A 13,208-nucleotide genomic window follows, 5' to 3' on the forward strand; every position below is an offset into this window, starting at 1 on the left:
GAGGGAGTTCATGTCGAAGACGATTCTGATCGTCGGCGGGGGGCTTGCGGGCACCATCGTCGCCAATGGTATTTGCCGTCAGATGGGGGCCGAGCTTCGCTCGGGCGCACTCAACATCACCATGCTGGGCACCAGCGAAACCCATATGTACCAGCCTGGTCTGCTCTATATTCCCTTCGGCCGCATGCGCGAGGCGGAGCTGTTCCGCGATCAGCGCAAGGTCTTGGATAAGCGCGTCAACTTCTTCGTCGATCCGGCCAAGAACATCGACGTGGAAAAGAATCAGGTGACCACCGAGGCGGGCCGTACCTTCAAGTACGACTATCTGGTGCTGGCCACCGGCTCGCGCATCATGCCCCAGAACGTCCCCGGCATGTCCGAGGGGGCGCACTGGTTCTACGACCTGGACGGCGCACGTAAGCTGCGTAAGGCCCTGAACGAGTTCCAGGGCGGCAAGATCATTGTCAACGTCAATGCTCCGCACAAGTGTCCGGTGGCGCCGCTGGAAGTGGTATTCATGCTGCACGACTTCCTCAAGGCCAAGGGCCTGTGGGACAAGACCGAGCTGACCTACACCTATCCCATCGGCCGCCTGCATGCGCTCGAACCCGTCGCCCATTGGGCCAAGCCGGAATTCGAGAGGCTGGGCATCAAGTCCGAGACCTTCTTCAATACGGAAAGCGTCGATCCCGAGAAGAAGACCATCACCTCCATGGAAGGCTCCGAGCTTCCCTATGATCTGCTGATCACCGTGCCGCCCCACCAGGGAGCCCAGGTGATCGACGATTCCGGGCTGGGCAAGGGCGGCTGGGTGCCGACCAACACCAAGACCCTGCATCGCGACGGCTCGACCAATGTCTTCGTGGTCGGCGACACCACCAACATCCCCATCTCCAAGGCCGGCTCCACCGCCCATTTCGAGGCCGACGTCACCATCGACAACCTGGTGTCACTGTGCCAGGAGGGGACCTTCGCCCGCGAATATGACGGCAAGGTGTTCTGCTTCGTCGAGACCGGGCTGGGCAGCGGCACCTATGTGTGGTTCAACTACACCACGCCGCCCAATCCCGGGCCGCCGTCCCAGATGATCCACTGGTTCAAGCTCGCCTACAACCGGCTGTACTGGCTGTCGGCCCGCGGCCTGCTCTAGGAGGGGCGTCATGAACGAACTGCCCAACGACATGGCCCGTCTGGCCCAAGGCGTACGGGACGCTCTGTCCGATTCCATGGTCGAGCGCCTGACCAGCACCGCCGGCAATGCGCTGGAAGTGGTGGACAAGCTCAACGAGCCCGACGTCAAGGATGGGATCATCGCCCTGCTGGACGCCGTCGGCACCCTGCAGCGCACCGGCGCGCTGCAGACGGTGATCGATGCCCTGTTCATGCTGCACGCCATGCGCTCGGCGGCCACCGATTCCATGGTGGACCGCGCCTTCTCGTTCATCGAGCACATGGCCAACAACCTGGGAACCGAGGACCTCGCCACCCTGGCCCACGAGGCCAAGGGCGCCATGGAGGACGCCATTGATTCCTGCAACATCCCCGGCGGCGGCGGCGGCCTGTTTGGCACCATGCGCATGCTGTCCCAGAAGGAGACCCAGGAGGCGCTGCGCTTCATGCTCTCCTTCTCGTGCTCGCTGAAAAAGCGCGCCGTCTATCTGGCCAAGGCCCCGCAGGTCTAAGCGGAGGGCCGAGGCGACATTTCGAGGGCGGGGCCGGAAACGGTCCCGCCTTGTTTTTTTGGCCTGTAGCGCTGCCCCATCCGGTGGTATATGGCGCGCAGTCATTTCGCATAAGGCAAGGGGAGACGCCGCCATGACCATTCGACGCAAGCTGATCGCCGGAAACTGGAAGATGAACGGGCTGAAGGCCGATGGTCTGGCGCTGGCCAAGGGCCTCGCCGACAAGCTGGCGTCCGCTTCTCCCAATTGCGACATGCTGGTCTGTCCGCCCTTCACCCTGATCGCGCCGGTGGCCGATGCCCTGGCCGGGTCCAAGCTGGCCGTCGGCGGCCAGGATTGCCATGCCAAGACCTCGGGTGCCCATACCGGCGATACCTCGCCCGCCATGCTGGCCGATCTGGGCTGCAAATACGCCATCGTCGGCCATTCCGAGCGCCGCACCGACCACGCCGAGACCGATAACGTGGTCAAGGCCAAGGCCGCCGCCGCTCTCAGCGCCGGTCTGGTCGCCATCGTCTGCATCGGCGAGACCCTGGCCCAGCGCGACGCCGGCCAGACCATCGAGGTCAACCGCTCGCAGTTGAACGGCTCGCTGCCCGAGGGCGCCAACGCCGCCAACACCGTCATCGCCTACGAGCCGGTCTGGGCCATCGGCACCGGCCGTGTCGCCACGCCCGCCCAGGCGCAGGAAGTCCACGCCGCCATCCGTGCCGAACTCGCCCGGCTGGTGGGCGCCGAAGAGGCGGGCAAGATGCGCATCCTCTACGGCGGCTCCATGAAGCCCGACAACGCCAAGGAATTGCTGGCCCTGCCCGACGTGGACGGCGGCCTGATCGGTGGCGCGGCGCTCAAGGTGGCGGATTTCTGGGCCATCGCCGAAAGCTGCTGAGATTCTCCAATCTGTCATCCCGGGGGGACAGAACTCTGCCGGGATGACGGGCGCATGTGCGAAAGCTGAAGATAAGAGGCGCGGGGAAGGAACTTTGCACTAGCCTTCCTCCGCCGCCGGGGCTAAAAACGCCTGCAACAAATCCTTCGCGCTCTGTGGCCGGTTCCGCATGGGACCCGGTCATGGGCGGCTAATTATCCGGTGGCTTATCCATGGACGTCTTTCCGATCATCCTCGTCATTCACCTGATCCTCGCCGTGGCGCTGGTGGGTGTGATCCTGCTGCAGCGGTCCGAAGGCGGGGCGCTGGGCATCGGCGGCGGAAGTGGCGGCGGATTGATGACCGGCCGCGCGGCGGGCAACCTGCTGACGCGCACCACCGCCATCGTGGCCGGGTCGTTCTTTCTGACCAGCTTGGTCCTGGCGCTGCTGGCCAATTCGCGCACCGGCGGCGGTTCGCCGTTCGACAAGCTGAACACTCCGGTGGCGGCTCCCGCCGCGCCGGTGGTTCCGGCCGAGCCGGCCGCGCCCAGTGCGCCGCTGTCGCGATAGGCTGGCGGCAGACTGAATTCTGAGGGGGCGCCGCCGCCCGGCCAAGGGGCGGGGACGGCGTTTGGGGAAACGCAAAGCGAGGGCGAAAGTCCGATGACCCGTTTCATCTTCATCACCGGTGGTGTGGTTTCCTCGCTTGGCAAGGGCCTGGCCTCCGCGGCGCTGGGGGCGCTGCTCCAGGCGCGCGGCTTCAAGGTCCGCCTGCGCAAGCTGGATCCCTATCTCAACGTCGATCCCGGCACCATGAGCCCGTACCAGCACGGCGAGGTCTATGTCACCGACGACGGTGCCGAGACCGACCTGGACCTGGGTCATTACGAGCGCTTCACCGGGGTGCCGTCGCGCAAGAGCGACAACATCACCACCGGGCGCATCTACTCCAACGTGATCGCCAAGGAGCGGCGCGGCGACTATCTGGGCGCCACCGTCCAGGTGATTCCCCACGTCACCGACGCCATCAAGGAATTCGTCAAGAGCGACCTGACGGACGAGGATTTCTGTCTGTGCGAGATCGGCGGCACGGTGGGCGACATTGAAAGCCTGCCCTTCCTGGAGGCCATCCGCCAGCTGGGCAACGAACTGGGCCGGGCCCGCACCATGTTCGTGCACCTGACCCTGGTGCCCTATATCCCCTCGGCGGGCGAGCTGAAGACCAAGCCGACCCAGCACTCGGTCAAGGAGCTGCTGTCGGTGGGCATTCAGCCCGACATGCTGATGTGCCGCTGCGACCGCGAGATCCCCGAGGGCGACCGCCGCAAGATCGCCCTGTTCTGCAACGTGGCGCCCGATGCGGTGATTCCGGCCCTCGACGTGGATTCCATCTACCAGGTGCCCATCAGCTATCACGAACAGGGCATGGATGCCGTGGTTTGCCGCCATTTCGGCCTGGACGCCCCCCTGCCGGACCTCAAGCGCTGGTCGACCATCGTCGACCGCATCCGCCAGCCCGAGGGCGAGGTCACCATCGCCATCGTCGGCAAGTACATCAGCCTGCTGGACAGCTACAAGTCCCTGGCCGAGGCGCTGCACCACGGCGGCATCGCCAACAACGTCAAGGTCAACCTCAACTGGATCGACAGCCAGATCTTCGAGCAGGGCGACGTGGTCCAGCATCTGGAGCCCTGCGACGGTATTCTGGTGCCCGGCGGCTTCGGCGAGCGCGGCGCCTTCGGCAAGGTCGAGGCGGTGCGCTTCGCCCGCGAGCGCAAGGTGCCCTATTTCGGCATCTGTTTCGGCATGCAGATGGCGGTGATCGAGGCGGCCCGCAATCTGGCCGGCTACAAGGATGCCAGCTCCACCGAGTTCGGCCCCTGCGACAATCCCGTGGTCGGCCTGATGACCGAGTGGATGAAGGGCAACATGCTCGAAAAGCGCGCCGCATCCGGCGATCTGGGCGGCACCATGCGCCTGGGCGCCTATGAATGCGACCTGAAGCAGGGGTCGCGGGTGCGCGAGATCTACGGCCAGGGCCGCATTTCCGAGCGCCACCGTCACCGCTACGAGGTCAACATGGGCTATCGGGCCGATCTGGAAAAGACCGGCCTGTCCTTCTCGGGCCTGTCGCCCGACGGCGTGCTGCCCGAGATCGTCGAGATTCCCGACCATCCCTGGTTCGTCGGCGTCCAGTTCCATCCCGAATTGAAGTCCAAGCCTTTCGATCCGCATCCGCTGTTCACCAGCTTCATCGCGGCGGCGGTCCGCCAGTCACGACTCGTTTAACCCGCGTCTCGTCTAGAGGCTCTGCCATGACCCAGACCCGTCATCATGTTGCCGTCAATGACGATGTCATTCTCGGCAACGATCTGCCTTTGGTGCTGATCGCCGGCCCCTGCCAGATGGAAAGCCGCGATCACGCCATGGAATGCGCCGAGGCGCTGAAGATCATGGCGGCCGAGGCGGGGATCGCCCTGATCTACAAGTCGTCCTTCGACAAGGCCAACCGCACCTCCCTGGCGGGACAGCGCGGCGTCGGGCTGGACAAGGCCCTGCCCATCTTCGCCGAGATCAAGGCCAAGCTGGGCCTGCCGGTGCTGACCGACGTCCATACCGAGGAGCAATGCGTCATTGCCGCCAAGGTGGCTGACGTGCTGCAGATCCCCGCCTTCCTTTGCCGCCAGACCGATCTTCTGGTCGCAGCCGGGCGCACCGGCGCGGTGATCAACGTCAAGAAGGGCCAGTTCCTGGCGCCTTGGGACATGGCCAACGTGGCCGCCAAGATCGAGAGCACTGGCAATTCACGCGTTCTGCTGACTGAGCGCGGCGCCAGCTTCGGATACAACACCCTGGTCACCGACATGCGCGGCCTGCCCATCATGGCGCGCACCGGCTGGCCGGTGATCATGGATGCCACCCACGCCGTGCAGGCGCCGGGGGGACAGGGCAATTCCTCGGGCGGGGACCGCCGGTTCGCTCCCGTCCTGGCCCGCGCCGCCGTCGCCATCGGCGTGGCCGGCGTGTTCGTTGAATGCCATCCCGATCCCGATCATGCGCCGTCCGACGGCCCCAACATGATCGCCATGAAGGACATGCCGGCGCTGGTCGAGGTTCTGATGAAGCTCGACGCCACCGCCAAGTCGTTTCCCGTTTCCATAGACTGATCCCAGTTAATCCCAGGGGAGAGTTCCGATGACCGCCATTATCGATATCCACGGCCGCGAGATTCTGGATTCGCGCGGTAACCCCACCGTCGAGGTCGACGTCGTGCTGGAGACCGGCGTGATCGGCCGCGCGGCCGTTCCGTCGGGCGCCTCCACCGGCGTGCACGAGGCGTGCGAGCTGCGCGACGGCGACAAGCAGCGCTATCTCGGCAAGGGCGTGCAGAAGGCCTGCGACTCGGTCAATGGCGAGATCTACGACGCCTTGTCGGGCATGGACGTGGAAGACCAGATCCTGCTCGATAAGACCATGATCGATCTGGACGGCACCGCCAACAAGTCGCGCCTGGGCGCCAACGCCATCCTGGGCGTGTCCCTGGCCGCCGCCAAGGCCGCCGCCGAGGAATCGGGCCTGCCGCTGTATCGCTATGTGGGCGGCGCCTTCGCCTCCACCCTGCCGGTGCCCATGATGAACATCATCAATGGCGGCGCCCATGCCGACAACCCCATCGACATTCAGGAATTCATGATCATGCCGGTGGGCGCTTCGTCGTGCTCCGAGGCCATCCGCATGGGCGCCGAGGTGTTCCACGCCCTGAAGAAGACCCTGAAGGACGCCGGCCACAACACCAATGTGGGTGACGAGGGCGGCTTCGCCCCCAACCTGAAGAGCGCCGAGATGGCCCTGGACTTCATCATGAAGTCCATCGAGACCGCCGGCTACAAGCCGGGTGAGGACATCATGCTGGCGCTGGACTGCGCCTCCTCCGAATTCTTCAAGGAGGGCAAGTACGTCATGGCGGGCGCCAAGAAGACCTATGACCAGAAGGGCCTGGTCAAGTTCTACGCCAAGCTGGTTGGCTCCTATCCGATCATCTCCATCGAGGACGGCTGCGCCGAGGACGATCTGGTGGGCTGGGAATTGCTGACCGACGCCCTGGGCGCCAAGGTCCAGCTGGTGGGCGACGACCTGTTCGTCACCAACCCGGCGCGCCTGTCCATGGGCATCGACCAGGGCCTGGCCAATTCCATCCTGGTCAAGGTCAACCAGATCGGTACCCTGTCCGAGACCCTGGAAGCCGTCGACATGGCCCACAAGGCGGGCTACACCGCCGTCATGAGCCACCGCTCGGGCGAGACCGAGGATTCGACCATCGCCGATCTGGCGGTGGCCACCAATTGCGGCCAGATCAAGACCGGCTCGCTGTCGCGCTCGGACCGCATCGCCAAGTACAACCAGCTGATCCGCATCGAGGAACTGCTGGGCTCGGCCGCCCGCTACGCCGGCCAGACCATCATGCGCCGCTAGGCTTTCGTCTCCGGACGAAACGGGGAAGGGGGCCTTCGGGCCCCTTTTTTCATGATGGCCCGGGGACCTTGATGGCGATCAGGGACTTGGTCAGGCCGAAGACGCGCTCACGCTCGATGACGGCGTCGGGAAACAGTTCCCGCATGTCGCGGACCGACAGGGGGCTGATGGAGTCGATCTCGCGGTCGACCATGTCGCGGCCGGCGCCCGTCAGCCACTTGCGGGGGGACAGCCAGAAGGCCAGCCACTTGTAGACGGGCCGTGGCAGCAGATGGATCAGGAAAACCAGCAGGTGGGGCTCGAACACGGCGTATTTGTATGGAGTTTGGACATAATACCCGGCGGCGATGCGTCGAACCTCGGCGGCAAAGGCCTGCTGATCGGCTCGGCCGCTCAGGTGCTCGATCAGCGAGTTGGAAAAGGCGATGTCGAACTGGCCGGACTCGAATCCGGTCTGCCGGGCGTCGCCGATCACCATCTGATGGGGGACATCGTCGCTGCCGACATAGCGCCGGATGTTCAGCAAGGTCAGCGACGGCGGGGTGGTGACAAAGCGCCAGTAGCGGGGATGGCCGCCCAGGTCGACGACCCGGACGGACTCTCCCAGCCCTCCGAATCGGGCTTCGAACGCCTTCATTCGCCGGCGCTGGAAGCCGAACAGGTTTCGCATCCAGAGGTACAGGCGCGGCAGATCGGGCATTCCGGGCTGATTAACCGCCGACATGGCAGGACCATGTCGTGGAAGCGCATTGCGCATGCGTGTTCCGGGACTTGTGGGAACCTGGACAGATGATAGGCTTGGGCGTACCAGGCGGAAATAGAGAGGGGATGATGTGGCGGGTTGTTCTGGTCCTAGCCATAGTCATGAGCACCTCTGTCCGGGCTGCCGAACCGGCTGCGTCGATTCGCGTGGTGTTCAACACGGCGCCCAACCCTCCTATCACCTATGGTGATGGTACCTTCATTGACCCCGACAAACCAAGCCTGATCGTCGAAATGTTGCGCATGGTTGGCGAGCGAACCGGCATCGTGTTCGAGTTTCAGCGCGTGCCGTGGCAGCGCGGTCTCTACATGATCGAGCACGGCCAAGCCGACGCGATCTTCGCTTCGAGTTTTACCCCCGACCGCCTGCGGTATGGCGCTTATCCCATGAAGGATGGCGAGGTTGACGCCCGCCGGATGATCTACCTGCTGAATTACACCCTGTTCGTGCGGCGCGGTGCCGGGGTGAAATGGAATGGAAGCCAGATATCCGGCCTGCAGAGGCCGGTGGGCGTAACTCAGGACTTTGCCATTGCCCGAGACCTGAAGGCCATGGGCGTGCCCCTCGAGCCTGAGGCAAACACAGTGAGCAACCTTCGCAAACTGGCGCTTGGCCGGATCGATGCCTATGCCGAGATCGAGAGCTTGGCCGAAGCGGCGATCAAGGCCTCCCCCGCCGAGTTCGGCGATATCGTGAGGCTCCAGCCTCCCCTGCGAAGCCGGCCCTATTACCTGATGTTTTCCAAGCGGTTCGCTGCGTCGCACCCTGACGTGGCTGAGCGGGTGTGGAACGCCATCCCCGAAGTGACCACCTCAGCCGAGTATCGCGCCTTGGCTACGGGCAAGTACGCGCAATGACCCCGCCCTTTCTCCAGCACTCCATCGCCACCCGGCTGTTCCGGACGTCGTTTGCCCTGTATGTGGTGGCGGCCGTGGTCCTGACCGGGTTGCTGGTGGTCGGCGAGTTCCTATCGACCCGCGCAACCTTGCAGCGGGAGCTGACTACGGACCAGCGGGCCTTCGACACCGCCCTGGCCGGCGCCCTGTGGGCCATGGAAACGGACAAGCTGGACTCTATCGTCGCCGGCATGGTGGCCATTCCGGAAATTGCCGGGGTTCGCGTGTTCGACCCCGCCACCGGGCATCTTTTCGTCATCGCCCTTAAATCGCCCGAAGGCGCCCCCGAAGGTGAGCCCCGGGGGGTGTCCATCGGCCGTGACGAGGCTCAGCAGCAGCGCTGGGCCGCCGCGGCCGGTCAGGCGGTGGCCGATCACGCCTTTGACATCGTCTACCGCCATGCCACCGGCACCATGTCGGTGGGGCGGGCGGAGTTGCTGTCCGGGCGGCAGCAATTGATCGACCGGATCTGGGGGCAGAGCGCCCTGATCATCGCCGTCGCCCTGTTTAAGGAAGCCATCCTGTGGGCGATCTTCCTGGCGGTCAGCCATCGCATGCTGGTCCGGCCCCTGTCGGAGCTGATTCGTGCCCTGGACGGCGCCCATCCGGCCGAAACCCGGCGGATCACCCTGACGCCGTCCGCCGAATCCATGATCGCCGGCACGGAATTGATGCTGCTCCGCGACTCGTTGAACTCGCTGAGCGACCGGGTGCACGAGCATCGCGCCCAATTGCTGGCCCTCAACCAGGAACTGGAGAGCCAGGTGGCCGAGCGGACGCTGGCGCTTGAGGAGGCGAACCTTGCCCTGACGGGGCAGGCCGCGCGCCTTGCCGCGACCAATGCCGAACTGGAGCAGTTCGCCTATGTGGCGTCCCATGACCTGAAGCAGCCGCTTCGCATGGTCAGCTCCTACGTCACCTTGCTGGAACGCCAGGCCAGGGACCGCCTCAAGGGCGACGAGCTGGAGTTCATCGCCTTCGCCCGCGATGGCGCCAGCCGCATGGATCGGCTCATCACGGACCTTCTGGAGTATTCCAGAACAGGGCGTAATGCCGATCAATTCCAGCCCGTAGCTTTGGACTCGGTTCTCGCCGAAGCCCTGCATAACCTGAAGGTCCCGGTGGAGGAGGCGGCGGCCGAGGTCGAAGCCGCGCAATCCCTGCCCACGGTCCGGGGCAATCGGGGTGAATTGGTCCGGTTGTTCCAGAATCTGATCGGCAATGCCATCCAGTATCGCACCGCCGATGTCCGGCCCCATATCCGAATTTCCTGCCATGCCGACCAAGCCGGCTGGGTGGTTTCGGTCAGGGACAACGGCATCGGCATTCCGGCCGAACAGTGCGAGCGCGTCTTCGGAATCTTTCAGCGGCTGCACACTCGCGCGCAATATGAGGGTACCGGCATCGGGCTGGCCATTTGCAAGAAGATCGTCGAGGTCCATGGCGGGCGGATTTGGGTGGAGTCGGAGTCGGGCGAGGGGGCGACCTTCTTTTTCACCCTGCCGGCGGCAGGTCCGGACATCGCGGGCCGGAGTGCGTCGGCTTCAAGCTGAAGCGCAGCCGTATCCGTTTGACGTTGCGCCCGTTTCGTCATGAATGTATCATTTTACCATTCAGCGAATTGACGGTAGCGTTCCCCATGCTTGAGACATTCGAAACCGTCGCCAAAGCCGTCGCCGATCCCAGCCGGGTGCGTATCCTGAAGCTGCTGGAAGGGGGCGAGCTCTGCGTCTGCCAGATCACCACGGTGCTGGACCTGGCGCCCGCCACCATCTCCAAGCATCTGGCGGCGTTGAAGACCGCCGGCCTGGTGCAGCAGCGCCGGGACGGCAAGTGGGTCTACTACCGGCTGGCCGAACGCGACTTCAACGCCTACGCCCGATCCTTCCTCGATCTGGTCGGGGCATCCCTGAAGGATGACCCGACCTCGGTGGAGGACCGCCGGGTTCTGGCGCTGGTCAATGCCGTGCCGGTTCAGGCCCTGTGCGACCAGGGGCGGGCGGCGCTGTTTTCGAATGCTCTGGCCGAATCCACCTGCTGTGGGGGACCACCATGAGCGAGAAGACCTACAACGTCCTGTTTTTGTGCACCGGCAATTCGGCGCGCTCCATCATGGCCGAAGCCATTCTCAACCGTGAGGGCGGCACCAAGTTCAAGGCGTTCAGCGCCGGCAGCCAGCCCAAGGGCCATATCGACCCGACGGTGCTGAATCTGCTGAAGAAGCTGAACTTCCCCACCGACAGCTTCCGCTCCAAGTCGTGGGAGGAGTTCGCCCGGCCGGGTGCGCCCGAACTGGATTTCGTCTTCACCGTCTGCGACAACGCCGCCGGCGAGGTCTGCCCCGCGTGGCCGGGCCAGCCCATGACCGCCCATTGGGGCGTGCCCGATCCCGCCGGATTCGAAGGCGGCGCCGTCGAGAAGGCGGCCCTGGCCGCCGATGTGATGCGCATGCTGAACAATCGCATCAGCATTTTCTCCGCCTTGCCGATCGCGTCCCTCGACCGTCTGTCGCTGCAAAAGCACCTGGACGACATCGGCAAGCCCCGGACCTGACAAGGCAACATCCATGACCGAATCCACCATCAATGTTCTGGTTCTTTGTACCGGCAATTCGGCCCGCAGCGTCCTCGGCGAAGCCTTGATCAACCATCTGGGCGGGGCTAAGTGGAGGGCCTATAGCGCCGGTTCCAGGCCGGTGGGCCGGGTCAATCCGCTGTCGCTGGAAGTCCTGGCGGAGAAGGGCTTGCCCACGGCGGGCTACCGCTCGAAGTCGTGGGACGAGTTCGCGGCGGCCGATGCGCCCAGGATGGATCTGGTCATCACCGTCTGCGACAACGCGGCCGGCGAAGTCTGCCCCGTCTGGCCGGGCCATCCGTCCAAGCTCCATATGGGCTTTCCCGACCCGGCAGACGCCAAGGGCAGCCACGAGGAGCAACTGGCCGAGTTCCGCAAGGTCTATGCCATGATCGAAGCCAAGGTCCGGCGCCTGATCCAATTGGGCCCGGACCGGGCGGGAGAGGTCTGATGTCCATCCCATGCGAGGTGGCGGCCAAGCCCGCCATGAACCTGTTCGAGCGCTTCCTCACCCTGTGGGTGGCCTTGTGCATCGTCGCCGGCGTGGCCCTGGGCCACTTCCTGCCGGGGCCGTTCCAGGCCATCGGCCGCCTGGAACTGGCCCAGGTCAACCTGCCGGTGGCTTTGCTGATCTGGCTGATGATCATTCCCATGCTGCTGAAGATCGACTTCGGCGCGCTGCATCAGGTCAAGGAGCATTGGAAGGGAGTCGGCGTCACCCTGTTCATCAATTGGGGCGTCAAGCCGTTCTCCATGGCGCTGCTGGGCTGGATCTTCGTCAGCCATCTGTTCAAGCCCTACCTGCCCGCCGACCAGATCGATTCCTATATCGCCGGGCTGATCCTGCTGGCCGCCGCGCCCTGCACCGCCATGGTGTTCGTGTGGTCCAACCTGACCAATGGCGAGCCCCATTTCACCCTGTCCCAGGTGGCGGTGAACGATTTGATCATGGTGTTCGCTTTCGCCCCCATCGTCGGGCTGCTGCTGGGCCTGTCCTCCATCACCGTGCCGTGGGACACTCTGCTGCTGTCGGTGATGCTCTACATCGTGGTGCCGGTGATCGTGGCGCAGGCGTGGCGCAAGGCCCTGCTGGCCCGTGGGCTGCAAGCCCTGGCCGCCACCCTGGCGACGCTGGGGCCGCTGTCGCTGGTGGCGTTACTCACCACCCTGGTGCTGCTGTTCGGCTTCCAGGGCGAGCAGATCATCGCCCAGCCCATGGTCATCGCCATGCTGGCGGTGCCCATCACCATCCAGGTCTACTTTAATTCCGGTCTGGCCTATTGGCTCAACAAGAGGTTGGGCGTCGCCCATTGCGTCGCCGGACCCTCGGCCCTGATCGGCGCCAGCAATTTCTTCGAGTTGGCAGTGGCCGCCGCCATCTCCCTGTTCGGCTTCCAGTCGGGCGCCGCCCTGGCCACCGTGGTCGGCGTGCTGATCGAGGTGCCGGTGATGCTGTCGGTAGTCAAGATCGTCAATGCCAGCAAGGGCTGGTACGAGTCCAAGGTGTAATCCGATGAGCAGCGAAATCACCATCTATCACAACCCGGCTTGCGGCACGTCACGCAACACCCTGGGGCTGATCCGCAATTCGGGTGAAGAGCCCCGGGTCGTCGAATACCTGCGGACTCCGCCGACGCGGGATGAACTGGTGGGGCTGATCGCGCGCATGGGCATTCCCGTCCGTGACCTGCTGCGCAAGAAGGGCACGCCCTACGCCGATCTGGGATTGGACAACATGGCATTGACCGATGACCAATTGATCGATGCCATGATGGCTCATCCCATCCTGATCAACCGCCCCATCGTGGTCACGCCCCTGGGGGTGAAACTGTGCCGCCCGTCCGAACTGGTTCTCGACATCCTGCCCCAGCCCCAGAAGGGTGCCTTCACCAAGGAGGACGGCGAGCAGGTGGTGGACGGGCAGGGCAAGCGCATTTTGTAGGAGAGACC

General features: G+C 64.5%; 15 protein-coding genes. 14 read left to right on the forward strand and 1 reads right to left on the reverse strand.

Annotated elements, in window-relative coordinates:
• The first annotated feature begins 10 nt into the window (after nt 1–10).
• The 7 genes from AMB_RS09195 (at nt 11) to eno (ending at nt 7,025) form a co-directional block, all read left to right on the forward strand.
• Nucleotides 11–1,150: an NAD(P)/FAD-dependent oxidoreductase gene (locus AMB_RS09195; RefSeq protein WP_011384222.1), complete on the forward strand. Its 1,140-nt coding sequence runs from the start codon at nt 11–13 to the stop codon at nt 1,148–1,150.
• A 10-nt stretch (nt 1,151–1,160) separates the two neighbouring features.
• Nucleotides 1,161–1,682, forward strand: a complete 522-nt coding sequence (locus tag AMB_RS09200) for a DUF1641 domain-containing protein (RefSeq protein WP_011384223.1) — start codon at nt 1,161–1,163, stop codon at nt 1,680–1,682.
• Between the two features lie 133 nt (nt 1,683–1,815).
• Nucleotides 1,816–2,571, forward strand: coding sequence for a triose-phosphate isomerase (gene tpiA, locus AMB_RS09205; RefSeq protein WP_011384224.1), 756 nt, complete (start codon nt 1,816–1,818; stop codon nt 2,569–2,571).
• A gap of 212 nt (nt 2,572–2,783) precedes the next feature.
• Nucleotides 2,784–3,122 carry a preprotein translocase subunit SecG gene (secG, locus tag AMB_RS09210; protein WP_011384225.1) on the forward strand — a complete coding sequence of 113 codons (339 nt, stop codon included), beginning with the start codon at nt 2,784–2,786 and terminating at the stop codon, nt 3,120–3,122.
• Between the two features lie 93 nt (nt 3,123–3,215).
• Nucleotides 3,216–4,841: a CTP synthase gene (locus tag AMB_RS09215; protein ID WP_011384226.1), complete on the forward strand. Its 1,626-nt coding sequence runs from the start codon at nt 3,216–3,218 to the stop codon at nt 4,839–4,841.
• A gap of 26 nt (nt 4,842–4,867) precedes the next feature.
• Complete coding sequence (gene kdsA / locus AMB_RS09220) at nt 4,868–5,719, forward strand: 3-deoxy-8-phosphooctulonate synthase (protein WP_011384227.1); 852 nt, start codon at nt 4,868–4,870, stop codon at nt 5,717–5,719.
• A 28-nt stretch (nt 5,720–5,747) separates the two neighbouring features.
• Complete coding sequence (gene eno / locus AMB_RS09225; protein WP_011384228.1) at nt 5,748–7,025, forward strand: phosphopyruvate hydratase; 1,278 nt, start codon at nt 5,748–5,750, stop codon at nt 7,023–7,025.
• Between the two features lie 49 nt (nt 7,026–7,074).
• Here eno and AMB_RS09230 read toward each other — a convergent pair whose 3' ends face one another.
• Nucleotides 7,075–7,749: a class I SAM-dependent methyltransferase gene (locus AMB_RS09230; RefSeq protein ID WP_011384229.1), complete on the reverse strand. Its 675-nt coding sequence runs from the start codon at nt 7,747–7,749 to the stop codon at nt 7,075–7,077.
• A 104-nt stretch (nt 7,750–7,853) separates the two neighbouring features.
• On the opposite strand from AMB_RS09230, the gene AMB_RS09235 reads away from it, so the two are divergent.
• The 7 genes from AMB_RS09235 (at nt 7,854) to arsC (ending at nt 13,200) form a co-directional block, all read left to right on the forward strand.
• Nucleotides 7,854–8,645 carry a substrate-binding periplasmic protein gene (locus tag AMB_RS09235; RefSeq protein WP_043744012.1) on the forward strand — a complete coding sequence of 264 codons (792 nt, stop codon included), beginning with the start codon at nt 7,854–7,856 and terminating at the stop codon, nt 8,643–8,645.
• The gene (locus AMB_RS23355) at nt 8,642–10,237 is read left to right on the forward strand and encodes a sensor histidine kinase (RefSeq protein WP_011384231.1); all 1,596 of its coding nucleotides are present in this window, start codon (nt 8,642–8,644) and stop codon (nt 10,235–10,237) included. The genes AMB_RS09235 and AMB_RS23355 overlap by 4 nt, the downstream gene beginning before the upstream one ends.
• Nucleotides 10,238–10,323: 86 nt before the next feature.
• The gene (locus tag AMB_RS25935; protein WP_043744015.1) at nt 10,324–10,740 is read left to right on the forward strand and encodes an ArsR/SmtB family transcription factor; all 417 of its coding nucleotides are present in this window, start codon (nt 10,324–10,326) and stop codon (nt 10,738–10,740) included.
• A complete protein-coding gene (locus AMB_RS25940; RefSeq protein WP_011384233.1) occupies nt 10,737–11,237 on the forward strand; it encodes an arsenate reductase ArsC in 501 nt (166 codons plus the stop codon). Before AMB_RS25935 ends, AMB_RS25940 begins: the two co-directional genes overlap by 4 nt.
• A gap of 13 nt (nt 11,238–11,250) precedes the next feature.
• On the forward strand, nt 11,251–11,709 hold the full coding sequence (locus tag AMB_RS09255; protein ID WP_011384234.1) for an arsenate reductase ArsC: 459 nt from the start codon (nt 11,251–11,253) through the stop codon (nt 11,707–11,709).
• Complete coding sequence (gene arsB, locus AMB_RS09260; protein WP_011384235.1) at nt 11,709–12,767, forward strand: ACR3 family arsenite efflux transporter; 1,059 nt, start codon at nt 11,709–11,711, stop codon at nt 12,765–12,767. The genes AMB_RS09255 and arsB overlap by 1 nt, the downstream gene beginning before the upstream one ends.
• Nucleotides 12,768–12,771: 4 nt before the next feature.
• Nucleotides 12,772–13,200, forward strand: coding sequence for an arsenate reductase (glutaredoxin) (arsC, locus tag AMB_RS09265; protein ID WP_011384236.1), 429 nt, complete (start codon nt 12,772–12,774; stop codon nt 13,198–13,200).
• The last annotated feature ends 8 nt before the right edge of the window (nt 13,201–13,208 follow it).

Origin of the sequence: Paramagnetospirillum magneticum AMB-1 (assembly GCF_000009985.1) — a bacterium.
In the GTDB taxonomy this organism is placed as follows: domain Bacteria; phylum Pseudomonadota; class Alphaproteobacteria; order Rhodospirillales; family Magnetospirillaceae; genus Phaeospirillum; species Phaeospirillum magneticum.